The sequence below is a fragment of the Colwellia sp. RE-S-Sl-9 genome, assembly GCF_048296855.1.
GTDB lineage: Bacteria > Pseudomonadota > Gammaproteobacteria > Enterobacterales > Alteromonadaceae > Pseudocolwellia.
This window is the reverse complement of record NZ_CP182631.1, coordinates 1,044,313-1,061,999: the sequence shown is the minus strand read 5'-3', so window position 1 is coordinate 1,061,999 and position 17,687 is coordinate 1,044,313. Positions and strand designations below refer to the sequence as shown.

Genomic DNA, 17,687 nt, shown 5'->3' with positions numbered 1-17,687 from the left:
ACTAATTACAGCTGGCTGCCTCACTTCGTTCGTTATTTTAGCCAGCAATAATTAGCCCCTTATTTGGGCGTTATATGCACTCAAATAGTATTGTTTGTTTAGCTAAAAATATTGTTATCAATCTTACTTTTGTAAGTGTTGCTATGAGTTTCGCTATTGTCGTTTTTCACTAGTCACTAATAAGCTTTGTTGTTTTTATTACTGCGTAATGTAACAAAGCTATTATTTCGTTCTGGTATTTGTGGGTAGCTCAATTTATAGTGCATTTATTACTACCGTCTTTTACTTTGAACTTCAGTAATTAAGTTAAAGTTTATCAGGCATATAACAAGCAATTGAACGGGACTTTTACAGCTGGCTGTGCTCGTTCCTCGCAAATTTTAGCCAGCAATAAAAGCCCATTAATTGGGCGTTAGGCGTTTATCGTTTGGTTCATTTTAATTTAATTAATAAAAGGAAGTCGTATGAATAAGGATGTAATTGTAAAATTTATTGAAAATGTTAAGTTGTTAATTCAAGAGAATGGAGAAAAAGAAGATGCTTTTTTAACAATTGAGATTGTGGAAAGTATTAATGATTTCATTAATAAAGACGACTTCTTTAATTCAAATATTATTGGAAAGTATTTAACGGAATACATATCTTCAATCATGAAAGTTAAAAGCCTAAAGTACGATGATGAAACCTTCGATGCAATATACTTTCTTTGGTCAGTTATAGATGCGTACTCTGATGAAGAGACTAGAGGTTTAGTAACATCATCGATTACAGATACTGATTCATTTTCTAACTTTAAAGTTTATATTCAAGGGATGAGGCATAATTCGTAAGCATATTTACATTATATTAATCACGCCTAACAAGCAATTTAACGGGACTTTTACAGCTGGCTGTGCTCGTTCCTCGCAATTATAGCCAGCGATAAAAGCCCATTAATTGGGCGTTATGTGCTATGAATAAATCTGCAGCAATATTTAAAATTAATGAAGCAATTTCAGATGATTCTCAAGTCATTACTCCTAAAGGGCGTGACTATGATGAATATGTAATTGAAGTTACAGATAAATTGATTGCTAATGTTATTGAACCAGTGAAAGCTAATGTAACTTCCGCTTGTTTTCCTGAATATTATTTGGATAAATATCAATCATCAGAGGTTTGGTGTATAGCTCAATGTAAGGATAATTGGTTACTTACTATCGCAAGTGAAAATGAATTTGCCCTCGGATTTGGAGATAGTCCAAACAATATAATGATGTTAGGTTTTTCTTCCTCTGATGTACTGGCTGAGTGGCTTGGTTAAAATTGCACATAACAAGTCACTGCAAAGGACTAAAAACAGCTGGCTATTGCTCGTGCCTCGCTATTTTAGCCATCAATTTTTAGCCTCTGAGTGAGGCGTTATATTTCAAGGATACTATGTCGTACGGTGTAATATTAGCCAAAATACTCCCTCAAGATTTTTTGAATGATTTTCTTGATGGTAATTTACATCTGAATAGTGATGCTTTTTTCACTCGAATAGATAATGATGGGTTTCTTCGTTCTGATCCTAATGAAGGGGCTGATGAAGCTATTCAATTTAAAAACATATCTATTAAAGACAAGGAAGGTAAATGGGTACCTATCGGAGGAGCTAAAAGCCCTTTGATTTACAGATATAATAATAAAAAGTCCCGTAATATTCTTTGTCTATATATGTTCACAACTAAAAAAAGTTATGAGTTCGACAAACGAAATATGGAATTTGGAGATGTTGCAGTTGTTATTAAAGATTTGAAAGAGTTTATTAAACGTATAAAAACTGCTTCAATCAAAAAAGAAATGGGATTATTTCAAGCTCCTGTAGAATATATAGATAAAAAGGTTCATCACGGTAAAATGGGACCTTTTAGGAAGTTCTCAGAATATGAATATCAAAGTGAATTCAGGTTTGTGCTAGATTCAGAAGTACAAATGTCAAAAGAATTTATAAAATTACCTATTGGTGATATTCGAGATATCACGATGGTTTGCCCAAGCGATAAGTTATCAGAGCTTCCTAACAAAGTTCAACGATATTGAAATATAACAAGAAATTAAACAAGGACAAAAAACAGTTGGCTTTTTGTTCACTACGTTCACTTATTTTAGCCAACCATTTTTTGCCTGTTAATTGGGCGTTATATGCAATTCATGTAGTAGGGTGCTTTAGCTAAAAAGGTTGTTATCAAAAATACTTTTGTACACGTTGCTTCGGGTTTCGCTATTATCGTTTTTCAATAGTCACTAATAAGCTTTGCCTATTTAAAAGACTTTTGTTGGCAAAGCTATTATTTCGTTCTGGCAATTGTGGGTAGCTCAATTTATAGTGCATTTATTACTACCGTCTTTTACTTTGAACTTTTGTATTTAAGTTTAGATTTATCAGGCATATAACAAGCAATTCAACGGGACTTTTACAGCTGGCTGTGCTCGTCCCTCGCAATTTTAGCCAGCAATAAAAGCCCATTAATTGGGCGTTATATTTACAATCAGCAGGGAGCATATTTTGAAACTTTCTATTATTATTTTCTTTGTTTTTCTAATTGGCGCATGCGCTTCCCGAAATAACACTGAATCTGAATTCGCTTATAAAAACAACTTTAGTTATTCTGACTTAGCAAAGTTACACAAGCTCCAATCAAAAACTAAAAAAGGGTTTCAATATGAAGTATATGAATTGATTCCAGAGCATAATAAATTTTGGTCGCCAGTAGCAAAAAAGTGCCGACCGTTAATACAGAAAGAAGGTATCAAGTCGTTTAAGTTTATCTTCGTTTTAAACAAATCAGGCGATGTTATTGATGCTAGATCCGAGCTAGATACTAATGGAGTTAATTGTTTTTTAACTGGTATTAAGCAAATTAAGTATCCATCACCACCATACGAAAATTGGTATGAGATAGTGAGTGTAAAGTAAATATAACAAGCAATTCAACGGGACTTTTACAGCTGGCTGTGCTCGTCCCTCGCAATTTTAGCCAGCAATAAAAGCCCATTAATTGGGCGTTAGGTGCACATGAAAGCTGCTATTTTCGTATTCTTAATTGGGGTAAGTTTGTTACTTTACTCTTTCATCTTAGAGCCATATTCAGATCCTGAGTTATTTAACCAACAATATATGTCGTTGGATAACTCTCAAAGTGCTGAATTTTATGCTTTAAGAGAGGAAATGCTAACACCTAAATATTTGCTACAAGATCTTGGTATAACCATCATTTCATTCTTATTTATTCTAATGTTACTTTTAAAACTTGGTAAAGGTAAAATTAAAACGCCAAATAAACCTTTGTTAATACTATTAGCTTTCACTCTTCCATTTATTACTGCTGCTGGTTCAGTTTTTGATTTATTTCAAGGGTTATTTCGAGGTGAGTTTCCTCACTGGGCAGACTCAATAGGTATTCCATTATCAGGTATCCCCATTATTTTTATTGTACTTTTTATTTGGTCAATGTTGCATTTGTTATTTATCTCAATAGGTCAGACTCCGGTAACTAAAGTTAAAATAACTCCTTTACCTATATCTTCTTCACTTAGCTTTAAGCTTAATCCATGGATTATTTTTGTATCATTCATAACCATTATTTTAACTTGTTTGTCTACAGTATATGGACAGTATTGGGTTTCAGTGCCAGGGGTATTTTGGTTATATTATTATTTATCCATTGGAGCTATCCGACTGGAAGCAAAGTGCACCTAACAAGCCACTCAAGCGGGACTAAAAACAGTTGGCTACTTTCGCTCCGCTCGGTATTATAGCCAACAATTTTTAGCCCCTTAGTGGGGCGTTATATTTTTAATCAGGATCGGAGTTTATGTTAAGAAAAGGACTTAAATACTTATTCATATTAATAGGTATTGGAGCCGTGCTTTATGCACTTTTTGTTTACTTGGTTGTTATAGGGCTTCAAAAAGAAGAAGAACAAGAAAGAGTTGCAATTATTGAACTACTCAATAATACCAAAGTTATCACTGAGGTGACTGGCAATATTTCAGAAGTCGAACGAGTAATATCAGGTCAGTACGATGAAAGCATAGAAGAGCGAGAGAGTATTTCATTTTCTGGAGATTTAGGTTCCGCAGTAATTGAAGGTTCACGGGTTTCAAACGGTGAAGTTGTGTTTATTAATGGAAGCATAACCTTAAAAGGTGAAAGTTTTCCGATGGAGTTTAAATACCCTGAAGGCACAACCGAGTTTAACTTTGATTGGGATTTTGAATTTAGCTTTTAAAAATATAACAAGTTGCTTAAACGGACAAAAAACAGCTGGCTTTTGCTCGTTCCTCGCTAATTTTAGCCAGCTATTTTATTGCCGCTTAGCAAAGCGTTAGAATTATAAGGATATCCCCAATGTTTAGGTTATTATTAATTGTTTTTTTACTATCTGGTTGTGCAGCAACTGAGAACAAACCACTAACGATAAGCAACAAAGAGGCTTTAGGAAAAATAGGTGTTATTTCTACGATTGGTGATGATCTATTATGTAAATACATTGGTTTTACTATCTTTAACAACAAAGAAAATAATTATAAAATCCCCAATAAGTTCAATGAAGTGCTTACCACTAAAATTACTGAAAAACTATCTAATTTAAACTTTGTTGTTGAACCTTTAAATAGTGACTTAGTTACTTATAAAAAAGATGAAAAAGGTGCTTCGTCTTTTAAAAATATCAAATTTAATGAATCAGTTATTGCTGCCAAATCGATTGATACCTTAGTAATTTATGATGGTAGTCTTCGTTATAATTCTACAGGTGGATATTATGCTAGGGAAAACGCCCTAAATACCTTCGCAGGTTTGTATGTTTATAGTCTATCATCGAAAAAATTAATTGGTGTCTCTTCCATGTATAAAACTGATTTAAAAAGAAAGTTTAGTTGTGAACTTGATTCACTGTCACCAACAAGTGATATGTTTAACCTTATTGAAAAGTCAGGATTAGAAATACAAAAAGAACTTGTAAATAATGTCTTTGTAATTGCAAAATAATTCTAACAAGAAATTAAACAAGGACAAAAAACAGTTGGCTTTTTGCTCGTGCCTCGCTAATTTTAGCCAACAATTTTTTGCCTGTTAATTAGGCGTTATATGCACTCAAATAGTATGGTTGGTTTAGCTAAAAATATTGTTATCAACCTTACTTTTGTAAACGCTGCTACGAGTTTCGCTATTATCGTTATTCAATAGTCACTAATAAGCTTTGCCTATTTAAAAGACTTTTGTGGCAAAGCTATTATTTCGTTCTGGCTTTTGTGGGTAGCTCAATTTATAGTGTGGTTATTACTACCGCCTTTTACTAGTTGCTTGTGTATTTATGTTTAGGTTTATCAGGCATATAACAAGAAATTCAACGGGACTTTTACAGCTGGCTGTGCTCGTTCCTCGCAATTTTAGCCAGCAATAAAAGCCCATTAATTGGGCGTTATATGCAATTCATGTAGTAAGGTGGTTTAGCTAAGAATTTAGTTACTAACTTTTACTTTTTTATGCGCTGCTACGAGTTTCGCTATTGTAGTTTTTCAATGGCCACTAATAAGCTTTGCCTTTTTAAAGAGACTTTTGTGGCAAAGCTATTATTTCGTTCTGGCATTTGTGGGTAGCTCAATTTATAGTGCGTTTATTACTACCGTCTTTTACTTTGAACTTTTGTATTTAAGTTTAGATTTATCAGGCATATAACAAGCAATTCAACGGGACTTTTACAGCTGGCTGTGCTCGTCCCTCGCAATTTTAGCCAGCAATAAAAGCCCATTAATTGGGCGTTAGGTGTTTTTTCTTTATGTTTATTATTGTTTTAAATCGGCTTTGAATTTAAAGTATTATGCTTTGTTAACAAGGTTAAACTTTTAAGTTTTTAATTTTGTGTTTTATCAAAATCAGGTGATTAAGGAAAAATCATTAACTTCTGTGAAAAGGACTTTTCAATTCAAGTATTCTTTTCTCGGTTAAACTTTCTCACTTTAATTTTGAATTATAGCTTTGTGCCTTTGTTAAGTGTTTTGGCGGTAAACCGCGCAAGTATTGGTTAAGCACCTAACAAGCCAAATCAGCAGGACAAATAACAGTTGGCTTTGCTCCTGCGTCGCTTATTTTAGCCAACAATTATTTGCCTCTGTTTGGGGCGTTATATGCAATTCTGAAGTAGGGTGCTTTAGCTAATAATTTAGTTGCTAACTTTTACTTTTGTAAGTGCTGCTACGAGTATCACTATTGTAGTTTTCCAATAGTCACTAATAAGCTTTGCCTATTTAAAAGACTTTTGTTGCAAAGCTATTATTTCGTTCTGGTATTTGTGGGTAGCTCAATTTATAGTTTATTTATTACTACCGTCTTTTACTTTAAACTTCAGTATTTAAGTTTAGGTTTATCAGGCATATAACAAGCAATTCAACGGGACTTTTACAGCTGGCTGTGCTCGTCCCTCGCTATTTTAGCCAGCAATAAAAGCCCATTAATTGGGCGTTATATGCAATTCATGTAGTAGGGTGCTTTAGCTAAAAATATTGTTATCAAAAGTACTTTTGTAAACGTTGCTACGGGTTTCGCTATTATCGTTTTTCAATAGTCACTAATAAGCTTTGTTGTTTTTATTACTTCGTAATGTAACAAAGCTATTATTTCGTTCTGGTATTTGTGGGTAGCTCAATTTATAGTGCATTTATTACTACCGTCTTTTACTTTGAACTTTTGTATTTAAGTTTAGATTTATCAGGCATATAACAAGCAATTCAACGGGACTTTTACAGCTGGCTGTGCTCGTCCCTCGCAATTATAGCCAGCAATAAAAGCCCATTAATTGGGCGTTATATGCAATTCATGAAGTAGGGTGCTTTAGCTAACAATTTGGTTATCAACTTTTACCTTTGTAAACGTTGCTATGAGTTTCGCTATTGTCGTTTTTCAATAGTCACTAATAAGCTTTGCCTTGTTAAAGAGACTTTTGTGGCAAAGCTATTATTTCGTTTTGGCAATTGTGGGTAGCTCAATTTATAGTTCATTTAAAACTACCGTCTTTTACTTTGAACTTCAGTAATTAAGTTAAAGTTTATCAGGCATATAACAAGCAATTCAACGGGACTTTTACAGCTGGCTGTGCTCGTCCCTCGCAAATTATAGCCAGCAATAAAAGCCCATTAATTGGGCGTTAGGTTTTCCGGAGAATTAGTTGAATACTGGTAATTGGGATAGCGCCATTATTAAAAGTATAAGTTATGTCAGTATCATTTTTTCTGCATATGTTTGGGTTATCGCAAAATCAACTAATGACATTTTTAGCTCTATTGGATCTTTATTTCTTTATCTAAGCTTTTATTTATTCTTTTCTATTTTAGGCTGGCTATTTATCGGTTATCCAATGCATTGGCTTATTTGTAAATATACAAATAAGCATTATGGTTACTATGTTTTAACAGCTTTCCCTTTAGGTTTATTATTTTATTTTGTTTTCCCTCTGTTTTACTATGTTTTTCCTATGTATTATTTTATGGTAGCAATGCAAATATTGATTTTTAGACTTTTCGTGTTTAAAAAAGCTATATCTTTTACAGATGTAATGAAGGTATTAATTTTTAAGGTTTTACGCATTTAAAACCTAACAAGGCATTGCAAAGGACTAAAAACAGCTGGCCGTTGCTCGTGCCTCGCTATTTTGGCCATCAATTTTTAGCCTCTGAATGAGGCGTTATATGCACTCAAATAGTATTGTTTGTTTAGCTAAAAATATTGTTATCAATCTTACTTTTTTATGTGCTGCTACTAGTTTCGCTATTATCGTTATTCAATAGTCACTAATAAGCTTTGCCTATTTAAAAGACTTTTGTTGGCAAAGCTATTATTTCGTTCTGGCATTTGTGGGTAGCTCAATTTATAGTGCGTTTATTACTACCGGTTTTTACTAGTTGCTTGTGTGTTTATGTTTAGGTTTATCAGGCATATAACAAGCAATTCAACGGGACTTTTACAGCTGGCTGTGCTCGTTCCTCGCAAATTTAGCCAGCAATAAAAGCCCATTAATTGGGCGTTATGAGTACCTATGGTTCGGAAGTTAAATCTAGCCGAGGAAGAAATAATGAGTCAACTTCTTCAGCTCGCAAATATGGAAGTTAATCTAAAAGCTCTTATTGTTAAACCACTTGATGATGGTGGCATGGGGAGTTTAGCTTTTGGCCCAAATCATGAAAATAGGATGTTTGGGAGGCAAGCCTCAGAATATACCTTTGAAGATTCAGATGGTACAAAAGTCTTAGCAACTCTATATCTTGATAAAGAAGGTGAAATTTACGAACTAGATGTTTGGAAAGTTGATTTTTCTCCAACTCAAAGGTTAAAGTAAGTACTCATAACAAGCCAATTAAGCGGGACTAAAAACAGTTTGCTCGGTTTCGCTTCGCTTCACATTTTAGCAAACAATTTTTAGCCCCTTATTGGGGCGTTATATGCAATTCATGAAGTAGGGTGCTTTAGCTAACAATTTGGTTATCAACTTTTACTTTTGTAAACGTTGCTATGAGTTTCGCTATTGTCGTTTTTCAATAGTCACTAATAAGCTTTGCCTTGTTAAAGAGACTTTTGTGGCAAAGCTATTATTTCGTTTTGGCAATTGTGGGTAGCTCAATTTATAGTTCATTTAAAACTACCGTCTTTTACTTTGAACTTCAGTAATTAAGTTAAAGTTTATCAGGCATATAACAAGCAATTCAACGGGACTTTTACAGCTGGCTGTGCTCGTCCCTCGCAAATTATAGCCAGCAATAAAAGCCCATTAATTGGGCGTTATATGCAATTCATGTAGTTGGGTGTTTTAGTTAAAATTGTTTTTACCAAAAGTACTTTTGTAAACGCTGCTACGGGTTTCGCTATTGTAGTTTTTCAATAGTCACTAATAAGCTTTGTTGTTTTTATTACTGCGTAATGTAACAAAGCTATTATTTCGTTCTGGTATTTGTGGGTAGCTCAATTTATAGTGCGTTTATTACTACCGTCTTTTACTTCTAACTTTTGTATTTAAGTTCAGTTTTATCAGGCATATAACAAGCAATTCAACGGGACTTTTACAGCTGGCTGTTTCGTTCCTCAACATTTTAGCCAGCAATAAAAGCCCATTAATTGGGCGTTATATTTTCAAAGCAGGTCGAGTATGCGAATTCTATTAGCATTATATTTCTTTTCATTCTTTGCCAGTGCAACAAGTTGTGTTGAAACTGAAGAACAAAATGCAAAATGGGATGCTGCCTATGCGAGTAAATTTAAAATAAATAGTGAGTTAAATGAAAGCACATACAGTATTTCAGTTTCAATTCCTCAAGAGATTGACGGGCAACCATTTAATTTAGCCGGGATGATTATAGGTGATAAAAATAATCCAGCGTTTTATTCCGCACTAAAAATATTTGAAGACGAAGGTGAGGCTAAAGTGTGGTTCCTCGTTAAAGCCGATGCTATTGAAAAGCATAACTTAATTTTTAGTTACGGAGATGGGTGTGGTATATCTATAAACGTACCTGTTGCTGTGAACTGAAAATATAACAAGTCATTAAAGCAGGACAAAAACAGTTGGTTTTTGCTCCTTCGTCGCTTATTTTAACCAACTATTTTTTGCCTCTTAATGAGGCGTTATGTGTTTTTCAGGTGAATGTGAAATTTGAAGTATATTAAACTATTTCTAGTTGGTACTTGGATCGCAATTAAGGTTTTCTTTTGTTTTGTAACCTTTATTGTGCCATTAAGTTTAGCCTTCGATTACTTTGAGGGTAAAGATATTAGTGTTTACTTCACATTTAGTTTTGTACTTAATCTCTTGAGCCACCCATTAATAATCGGTTTACTCTCAATATTCATTTTGTTGTCTTGTATAAATCAGATAATATTGTTTAAACGCAACACATAACAAGAAAATGAAGTGGGACTAATTACAGCTGGCTGCCTCACTTCGTTCGTTATTTTAGCCAGCAATAATTAGCCCCTTATTTGGGCGTTATATGCACTCAAATAGTATGGTTGGTTTAGCTAAAAATATTGTTATCAATCTTACTTTTGTAAGTGTTGCTACGGGTTTCGCTATTATAGTTTTCCAATAGTCACTAATAAGCTTTGTTGTTTTTATTACTGCGTAATGTAACAAAGCTATTATTTCGTTCTGGCATTTGTGGGTAGCTCAATTTATAGTGTGGTTATTACTACCGCCTTTTACTAGTTGCTTGTGTATTTATGTTTAGGTTTATCAGGCATATAACAAGCAATTCAACGGGACTTTTACAGCTGGCTGTGCTCGTCCCTCGCAAATTTTAGCCAGCAATAAAAGCCCATTAATTGGGCGTTATATGTAAAAGGAAGTATAGTGTCACCAAATGTTTTAGCTGACTTAATTATCAGCCTTGTTCTAATTTGTGTTGGTTTAGGGTTAATAGCTCACGGGAAAAAGCTTAAAAGTACTCCTCCTGCTAAATCTAATTTTGCTTCGCCTAATGTTTTTATCGTATTAGGTTCAATAATGTTAGTTACTCAGTTAATGGAATTGGTTAAAACGTATATGTAATTTACATATAACAAGCAATTGAACGGGACTTTTACAGCTGGCTGTGCTCGTTCCTCGCAATTATAGCCAGCAATAAAAGCCCATTAATTGGGCGTTAGGTTTACGATGAAAATTTTAGCATTGGTATTTATGTTTGTGTCTTTAAATATTAAAGCAGAGAATGCATGTCCTATTGAGTCTGATGTAAATGATATGTACTCTCTATTTTTTTCAGTAGCGTATAAGCCCGATGAGATCGACGCCAATGCATATCAGGTAAACTATCCTGGCAAACGGAAGTCAGAAGTAGCTACCGCTTGCTTAATAAAAGCCGCATCTTTAGGTAATTGTGACGCGATAAAAGCAGCAAAACTATATTATGAAACTGGGTTTGGTGCTAAATCATTAGGTATAAATAAAGATATACTTTTAGCTAAAAAATACAAAGAGATGCTTTGGGAACAATGTAAACCTAACAAGGCATTGCAGCAGGACAAATAACAGTTGGCTGTTGCTCGTGCCTCGCTATTTTAGCCAACAATTATTTGCCTCTGAATGAGGCGTTATATGCACTCAAATAGTATGGTTGGTTTAGCTAAAAATGTTGTTATCAAACGTACTTTTGTAAACGCTGCTACGAGTTTCGCTATTCTAGTTTTTCAATAGTCACTAATAAGCTTTGCCTTTTTAAAGAGACTTTTGTGGCAAAGCTATTATTTCGTTCTGGCAATTGTGGGTAGCTCAATTTATAGTGCATTTATTACTACCGTCTTTTACTTTGAACTTGTGTATTTAAGTTCAGTTTTATCAGGCATATAACAAGCAATTCAACGGGACTTTTACAGCTGGCTGTGCTCGTCCCTCGCAATTTTAGCCAGCAATAAAAGCCCATTAATTGGGCGTTATATGCAATTCATGTAGTAGGGTGCTTTAGCTAATATTTTGGTTATTAACTTTTACTTTTGTAAACGCTGCTACGGGTTTCGCTATTATCGTTTTTCAATAGTCACTAATAAGCTTTGCCTTGTTAAAGAGACTTTTGTGGCAAAGCTATTATTTCGTTCTGGCATTTGTGGGTAGCTCAATTTATAGTGCAGTTATTACTACCGTCTTTTACTTCTAGATTTTGTGTTTAAGTTAAGGTTTATCAGGCATATAACAAGCAATTCAACGGGACTTTTACAGCTGGCTGTGCTCGTCCCTCGCAATTTTAGCCAGCAATAAAAGCCCATTAATTGGGCGTTATATGCACTCAAATAGTATGGTTGGTTTAGCTAAAAATGTTTTTATCAAAGGTGCTTTTGTAAACGCTGCTACGGGTTTCGCTATTATGGTTTTTCAATAGTCACTAATAAGCTTTGTTGTTTTTATTACTTCGTAATGTAACAAAGCTATTATTTCGTTCTGGTATTTGTGGGTAGCTCAATTTATAGTGCGTTTATTACTACCGTTTTTTACTTCTAACTTTTGTATTTAAGTTCAGTTTTATCAGGCATATAACAAGCAATTCAACGGGACTTTTACAGCTGGCTGTGCTCGTTCCTCGCTATTTTAGCCAGCAATAAAAGCCCATTAATTGGGCGTTATGCTTTTTTACAATTTAACAAGGACGTACCTATGAATAAACTTATACTAATTTTTCTGATCGCTGGAGGATATTACTATTACAGCACTTTACCGGTAACTTACGATATTGCAGATGTAAATAATAATCCTGTACCAACCTCAGAATATATTAAGCACTTTGAGGCTCTGGCTCATGATTCATGTAAAAATAATGCTAAAGATTACAACATAGAACTAAACAAATGTCCGTCTTATATAAATAAGAAACTGGCTAAATGCCAAAGTAAATTACCTAGCTCGCTTCCAGACGTTATTGATAATAGAGAGCTTGGGAAAAATATAATAAGCAATTATTTTCAGTGTATTGCTCCAGCTCCACATTGCAACGGCTTTGAAATATTAGATGACTGGGATTTTCAAAAGTATTGCCGCAAAGCATAACAAGTCGTTTAAGCAGGACAAATAACAGTTGGCTTTTGCTCCTGCGTCGCTTATTTTAGCCAACATATTATTTGCCTCTTAACGAGGCGTTATGTACAAATTGTGTAAATCTAACTATGGAGAGTAATATGGATATAAATTTAACAACGGGTTCGGTAGCTTTTTTATTTGGGATATTGAGTGCTAAATGGGCAATGGAATTAGGTTATTCACAATTCACCCAGATAATTATTTTCTGTTTAGGTTTAATAGCTGGACCGCTAGTATTATTTTTCTTATACATTCGTCTTTTATATCAACGTAAAGAAAATAATCAATCAGGTACTAAGTTTTTTGGCCATCAAGAAAAAGAAGTTAATCAAAGCAGTAATTGTACATAACAAGTTGCTTAACAGGACAAAATACAGTTTGCTGTTGCTCGTGCCTCGCACATTTTAGCAAACTTTATTTTGCCCATTAGCAAAGCGTTAGGTTTTTATCATGAAGTATCGCAAACAAATATTTCAGTTTTACAATTTGGTACTTTATTTGGCATTTTTAATGTCTGCATTTCTGTTATCGGAAACTATAGATTTAACTGTTAAATCAGGTTTAAATTTTAATAAGCAAGTTGTGCCTTGGCTATTAATTTCTCTGGCAATAACGATTGCTCTATACCTTTATAAAAGTCAGGCTAAGGTTTATATAAAACGAAATTTCGACGTTTAGGTGTAATCAAAACCTAACAAGGCATTCAACGGGACACATAAAGTTGGCTATGTTCACTCCGTTCACTATTTTAGCCAACATTTATTTAGCCCGTTAATGTGGGCGTTATATGCACTCAAATAGTATTGTTGGTTTAGCTAAAAATATTGTTATCAACCTTACTTTTGTAAACGCTGCTACGGGTTTCGCTATTGGAGTTTTCCAATAGTCACTAATAAGCTTTGTTGTTTTTATTACTGCGTAATGTAACAAAGCTATTATTTCGTTCTAGCATTTGTGGGTAGCTCAATTTATAGTGCAGTTATTACTACCGTCTTTACTTCTAGATTTTGTGTTTAAGTTAAGGTTTATCAGGCATATAACAAGCAATTCAACGGGACTTTTACAGCTGGCTGTGCTCGTCCCTCGCAATTTTAGCCAGCAATAAAAGCCCATTAATTGGGCGTTATGTTTACCTTGTAGTTTGACTTATTTTGAAAGGTTAATGAAAGATATTTTATTAAAGTGGAAAAAGATTAAGTTGCAAATTAACACTATTGTGACGTTAGTGTTTGTCGCTTCTATTGCTCTCATGTACATGGAATTTATAAAGCCAATTGACGCTTATCACATAATTGTATTTTCATTGCTGTGTGTATTTTCATATCTTTTATATGAATTGTTAAAAAATAAATTTATATTCATAGACTCTAAAAAATTCTTATTATTTTCCTTTATGGGTATCCTTGTATTACTATTTTATTTTGCAATAATTCTTACAGGTTTGTTGGTGTTATTTGATGGTTTAGTTAATTAGTAAACATAACAAGTCGCTCAAGAGGGAAAATTTACAGTTTGCTGTTTTCGCTCCGCTCAACATTTTAGCAAACAATAAATTTCCCCTTAGCGGGGCGTTATACACAAAATGGAGCTCCCATTATTCGATGACAATCTGGATACTATTCTACTTATTTGAAGTGATTTTTTGGTTGTGGATAATAAGGTGGAACGGCGCTGAGTGGCTAGAAGGTACACTAACATCAGGCTTCCTTATTCATCACTTTGCTCCCACCTGGAGTGCTGATGGCATAAAGCTATTCGTATGGATATATTTTATTGCAGCTAGTATTTGGTTTGTTGTTGGTATTTTTCAGCCGTCTGTTCGGTTTATGTAGGGTAGCGTATAACAAAGCTATGCACCGGAACAGCTAGGCTACGTTTTGCAATTTATGCATTTCGCTGGCGCTCCATTAACATAAATTACAACTACGCCTAGCTGTCCGGTGATAGCGGCGTTATATGCAATTCATGTAGTAGGGGGCTTTAGCTAATAATTTGGTTATTAACTTTTACTTTTGTAAACGCTGCTACGGGTTTCGCTATTATAGCTTTGCAATAGCCACTAATAAGCTTTGCCTTGTTAAAGAGACTTTTGTGGCAAAGCTATTATTTCGTACTGGCATTTGTGGGTAGCTCAATTTATAGTGCGTTTATTACTATCGTCTTTTACTTCTGGCTTTTGTATTTTAGTTCAGGTTTATTAGGCATATAACAAGCAATTCAACGGGACTTTTACAGCTGGCTGTGCTCGTCCCTCGCAAATTTTAGCCAGCAATAAAAGCCCATTAATTGGGCGTTATATGCAATTCATGAAGTAGGGTGCTTTAGCTAATAATTTGGTTATTAACTTTTACTTTTGTAAACGCTGCTACGGGTTTCGCTATTATAGCTTTGCAATAGCCACTAATAAGCTTTGCCTTGTTAAAGAGACTTTTGTGGCAAAGCTATTATTTCGTTCTGGCTTTTGTGGGTAGCTCAATTTATAGTGTGGTTATTACTACCGCCTTTTTCTAGTTGCTTGTGTATTTATGTTTAGGTTTATCAGGCATATAACAAGAAATTCAACGGGACTTTTACAGCTGGCTGTGCTCGTTCCTCGCAATTTTAGCCAGCAATAAAAGCCCATTAATTGGGCGTTATATGCAATTCATGTAGTTGGGTGCTTTAGCTAAGAATTAGGTTAATAACTTTTACTTTTATAATTGCTGCTACGAGTATCGCTATTGTAGTATTTCAATAGTCACTAATAAGCTTTGTTGTTTTTATTACTACGTAATGTAACAAAGCTATTATTTCGTACTGGCATTTGTGGGTAGCTCAATTTATAGTGCGTTTATGACTACCGGTTTTTACTAGTTGCTTGTGTATTTATGTTCAGGTTTATCAGGCATATAACAAGCAATTCAACGGGACTTTTACAGCTGGCTGTGCTCGTTCCTCGCAATTTTAGCCAGCAATAAAAGCCCATTAATTGGGCGTTATATGCAATTCATGAAGTAGGGTGCTTTAGCTAATAATTCGGTTACTAACTTTTACTTTTTAATGCGCTGCTACGGGTTTCGCTATTCTAGTTTTCCACTAGTCACTAATAAGCTTTGCCTATTTAAAAGACTTTTGTTGGCAAAGCTATTATTTCGTTCTGGTATTTGTGGGTAGCTCAATTTATAGTGCATTTATTACTACCGTCTTTTACTAGTTGCTTATGTATTTATGTTTAGGTTTATCAGGCATATAACAAGCAATTCAACGGGACTTTTACAGCTGGCTGTGCTCGTTCCTCGCAATTATAGCCAGCAATAAAAGCCCATTAATTGGGCGTTAGCATTACATGGATGGTCTTGTGAAAATTTTAAATGTTTTATTATTCAGCATAGTTTCTTCTTTTGTTCATTCTCAAGAGCACTTATATCCAGAAACATCTATTTATGCACGAATGCAGGTAACACATAATTATCATTTATTTGTCACAAAAGCATTTGAAGCCGCATATGCTAACGATGTAATTTTAAAAGTAATTACGATTCCATCTTTTGATTCAGAGTCAGCCTTATTTATTAAAAAAATAGAAAATCAATATTCTCTAATACTTTTAGAAGCAGAAATACATTATTGGCAAATTTACAGTAACAATGTTCCTGTTAACCCGATAGAAAAGTGTAACATTTCAATCCCAAATCAATTAGCAATCCAATTAGAAAAAATTTGGGTATCCGAGTTATTAAAAACTAAGTATTCGTCGAATAACCGTTTAGGTATGGATGGTACTACTTATCACTTTTCTACCCCTAGAAAACATGATAATTCAATATTCTTGGCACCGATGGCAGGTAAAACATGGAGTCCTGATCAGGGCACGCGTATGGGCGAGTTAGTCAATTTAATACATGAGCTTAAACAAACGTGTATTGCCAATGGAAATACAAATAAAGTTAAACAAGTTGTCGATAAACTTGTGGTAAAGTAATGCTAACAAGCTGTTCAAGCGGGACAAATAACAGTTGGCTGGTTCCGCTCCGCTTCACATTTTAGCCAACTACAATTTGCCCCTTAACAGGGCGTTAGTTGCCATTATATGAATCTAGCTCGGAGATATATCAAGTTTTTAGATGATGCTCATTTTGTTTTAACTGAGTTAATAATCATCTTGCCTGCATGTATAGTTGCTGTGCTATTTTTTCCTGATACCGAGTACAATTTTAAGCTGATAGCAAGTGGCGTAATATGTAGTGTTATTACCAGTATTCACCTTTGTTTAGGGTTTTACTCTCTGACAATAAAACAATATTGGAGTTTTCTTAATTTAATGTGTTTACCCGTTGTTTCAATAATTTTAATGTTTATTCTTGCAAACAAGTAAACGGCAACTAACAAGTAACTAAAGCGGGACAAATAAAGCTTGGCTTTTGTCACTGCGTTCCAAATTATAGCCAAGCATTAATTTGCCCCTTAGTTGGGCGTTATATGCAATTCATGAAGTAGGGTGCTTTAGCTAATAATTTGGTTATTAACTTTTACTTTTGTAAACGCTGCTACGGGTTTCGCTATTATAGCTTTGCAATAGCCACTAATAAGCTTTGCCTTGTTAAAGAGACTTTTGTGGCAAAGCTATTATTTCGTTCTGGCTTTTGTGGGTAGCTCAATTTATAGTGTGGTTATTACTACCGCCTTTTTCTAGTTGCTTGTGTATTTATGTTTAGGTTTATCAGGCATATAACAAGAAATTCAACGGGACTTTTACAGCTGGCTGTGCTCGTTCCTCGCAATTTTAGCCAGCAATAAAAGCCCATTAATTGGGCGTTATATGCAATTCATGAAGCAGGGTGCTTAGCTAACAATTTGGTTATCAACCTTACTTTTGTAAACGCTGCTACGAGTTTCGCTATTGTAGTTTTTCACTAGTCACTAATAAGCTTTGCCTATTTAAAAAACTTTTGTTGGCAAAGCTATTATTTCGTTCTGGTATTTGTGGGTAGCTCAATTTATAGTGCGTTTATTACTATCGGTTTTTACTAGTTGCTTGTGTATTTATGTTTAGGTTTATCAGGCATATAACAAGCAATTCAACGGGACTTTTACAGCTGGCTGTGCTCGTCCCTCGCAAATTTTAGCCAG

The 17,687-nt window shown here is 34.3% G+C and carries 16 protein-coding genes; all 16 read left to right on the top strand.

The features are described from left to right. Window positions 1-464: 464 nt before the first annotated feature. The 16 genes from ACM9HF_RS04605 (at window position 465) to ACM9HF_RS04530 (ending at window position 16,539) form a co-directional block, all read left to right on the top strand. The gene (locus tag ACM9HF_RS04605; RefSeq protein ID WP_473614147.1) at window positions 465-830 is read left to right on the top strand and encodes a hypothetical protein; all 366 of its coding nucleotides are present in this window, start codon (window positions 465-467) and stop codon (window positions 828-830) included. Between the two features lie 122 nt (window positions 831-952). After that, the gene (locus tag ACM9HF_RS04600; RefSeq protein WP_473614778.1) at window positions 953-1,303 is read left to right on the top strand and encodes a hypothetical protein; all 351 of its coding nucleotides are present in this window, start codon (window positions 953-955) and stop codon (window positions 1,301-1,303) included. Window positions 1,304-1,419: 116 nt separating this feature from the next. Next, on the top strand, window positions 1,420-2,064 hold the full coding sequence (locus tag ACM9HF_RS04595) for a hypothetical protein (protein WP_473614774.1): 645 nt from the start codon (window positions 1,420-1,422) through the stop codon (window positions 2,062-2,064). A gap of 466 nt (window positions 2,065-2,530) precedes the next feature. Then, entirely contained in the window at window positions 2,531-2,941 is a 411-nt protein-coding gene (locus tag ACM9HF_RS04590; RefSeq protein WP_473614771.1) for a hypothetical protein, read from the top strand. Between the two features lie 99 nt (window positions 2,942-3,040). Beyond that, the gene (locus ACM9HF_RS04585) at window positions 3,041-3,724 is read left to right on the top strand and encodes a hypothetical protein (protein WP_473614767.1); all 684 of its coding nucleotides are present in this window, start codon (window positions 3,041-3,043) and stop codon (window positions 3,722-3,724) included. 115 nt (window positions 3,725-3,839) lie between these two features. Next, window positions 3,840-4,256 carry a hypothetical protein gene (locus ACM9HF_RS04580; RefSeq protein ID WP_473614764.1) on the top strand — a complete coding sequence of 139 codons (417 nt, stop codon included), beginning with the start codon at window positions 3,840-3,842 and terminating at the stop codon, window positions 4,254-4,256. A 119-nt stretch (window positions 4,257-4,375) separates the two neighbouring features. Further along, window positions 4,376-5,017 carry a hypothetical protein gene (locus ACM9HF_RS04575; RefSeq protein WP_473614760.1) on the top strand — a complete coding sequence of 214 codons (642 nt, stop codon included), beginning with the start codon at window positions 4,376-4,378 and terminating at the stop codon, window positions 5,015-5,017. A 2,176-nt stretch (window positions 5,018-7,193) separates the two neighbouring features. Next, a complete protein-coding gene (locus ACM9HF_RS04570; protein WP_473614757.1) occupies window positions 7,194-7,616 on the top strand; it encodes a hypothetical protein in 423 nt (140 codons plus the stop codon). A 444-nt stretch (window positions 7,617-8,060) separates the two neighbouring features. Beyond that, window positions 8,061-8,360 carry a DUF6984 family protein gene (locus tag ACM9HF_RS04565; RefSeq protein WP_473614753.1) on the top strand — a complete coding sequence of 100 codons (300 nt, stop codon included), beginning with the start codon at window positions 8,061-8,063 and terminating at the stop codon, window positions 8,358-8,360. Window positions 8,361-9,164: 804 nt separating this feature from the next. Further along, entirely contained in the window at window positions 9,165-9,545 is a 381-nt protein-coding gene (locus tag ACM9HF_RS04560; protein WP_473614098.1) for a hypothetical protein, read from the top strand. Window positions 9,546-10,364: 819 nt separating this feature from the next. After that, on the top strand, window positions 10,365-10,562 hold the full coding sequence (locus tag ACM9HF_RS04555) for a hypothetical protein (protein ID WP_473614222.1): 198 nt from the start codon (window positions 10,365-10,367) through the stop codon (window positions 10,560-10,562). A 105-nt stretch (window positions 10,563-10,667) separates the two neighbouring features. Then, window positions 10,668-11,042, top strand: coding sequence for a hypothetical protein (locus tag ACM9HF_RS04550; protein WP_473614751.1), 375 nt, complete (start codon window positions 10,668-10,670; stop codon window positions 11,040-11,042). A gap of 1,116 nt (window positions 11,043-12,158) precedes the next feature. Beyond that, entirely contained in the window at window positions 12,159-12,548 is a 390-nt protein-coding gene (locus tag ACM9HF_RS04545; RefSeq protein ID WP_473614748.1) for a hypothetical protein, read from the top strand. A 128-nt stretch (window positions 12,549-12,676) separates the two neighbouring features. Beyond that, entirely contained in the window at window positions 12,677-12,928 is a 252-nt protein-coding gene (locus ACM9HF_RS04540; protein ID WP_473614144.1) for a hypothetical protein, read from the top strand. Between the two features lie 1,251 nt (window positions 12,929-14,179). Then, entirely contained in the window at window positions 14,180-14,410 is a 231-nt protein-coding gene (locus tag ACM9HF_RS04535; protein ID WP_473614744.1) for a hypothetical protein, read from the top strand. 1,505 nt (window positions 14,411-15,915) lie between these two features. Further along, window positions 15,916-16,539 (top strand): hypothetical protein, encoded by a 624-nt coding sequence (locus ACM9HF_RS04530; protein WP_473614145.1) that lies wholly within the window; start codon window positions 15,916-15,918, stop codon window positions 16,537-16,539. The last annotated feature ends 1,148 nt before the right edge of the window (window positions 16,540-17,687 follow it).

Bases quoted from the DNA above. Each gene is read 5' to 3' on its own strand.
- ACM9HF_RS04605 (WP_473614147.1), top strand. From the start codon at position 465: ATGAATAAGGATGTAATTGTAAAATTTATTGAAAATGTTAAGTTGTTA.
- ACM9HF_RS04600 (WP_473614778.1), top strand. From the start codon at position 953: ATGAATAAATCTGCAGCAATATTTAAAATTAATGAAGCAATTTCAGAT.
- ACM9HF_RS04595 (WP_473614774.1), top strand. From the start codon at position 1,420: ATGTCGTACGGTGTAATATTAGCCAAAATACTCCCTCAAGATTTTTTG.
- ACM9HF_RS04585 (WP_473614767.1), top strand. From the start codon at position 3,041: ATGAAAGCTGCTATTTTCGTATTCTTAATTGGGGTAAGTTTGTTACTT.
- ACM9HF_RS04580 (WP_473614764.1), top strand. From the start codon at position 3,840: ATGTTAAGAAAAGGACTTAAATACTTATTCATATTAATAGGTATTGGA.
- ACM9HF_RS04575 (WP_473614760.1), top strand. From the start codon at position 4,376: ATGTTTAGGTTATTATTAATTGTTTTTTTACTATCTGGTTGTGCAGCA.
- ACM9HF_RS04565 (WP_473614753.1), top strand. From the start codon at position 8,061: ATGGTTCGGAAGTTAAATCTAGCCGAGGAAGAAATAATGAGTCAACTT.
- ACM9HF_RS04560 (WP_473614098.1), top strand. From the start codon at position 9,165: ATGCGAATTCTATTAGCATTATATTTCTTTTCATTCTTTGCCAGTGCA.
- ACM9HF_RS04550 (WP_473614751.1), top strand. From the start codon at position 10,668: ATGAAAATTTTAGCATTGGTATTTATGTTTGTGTCTTTAAATATTAAA.
- ACM9HF_RS04545 (WP_473614748.1), top strand. From the start codon at position 12,159: ATGAATAAACTTATACTAATTTTTCTGATCGCTGGAGGATATTACTAT.
- ACM9HF_RS04540 (WP_473614144.1), top strand. From the start codon at position 12,677: ATGGATATAAATTTAACAACGGGTTCGGTAGCTTTTTTATTTGGGATA.
- ACM9HF_RS04535 (WP_473614744.1), top strand. From the start codon at position 14,180: ATGACAATCTGGATACTATTCTACTTATTTGAAGTGATTTTTTGGTTG.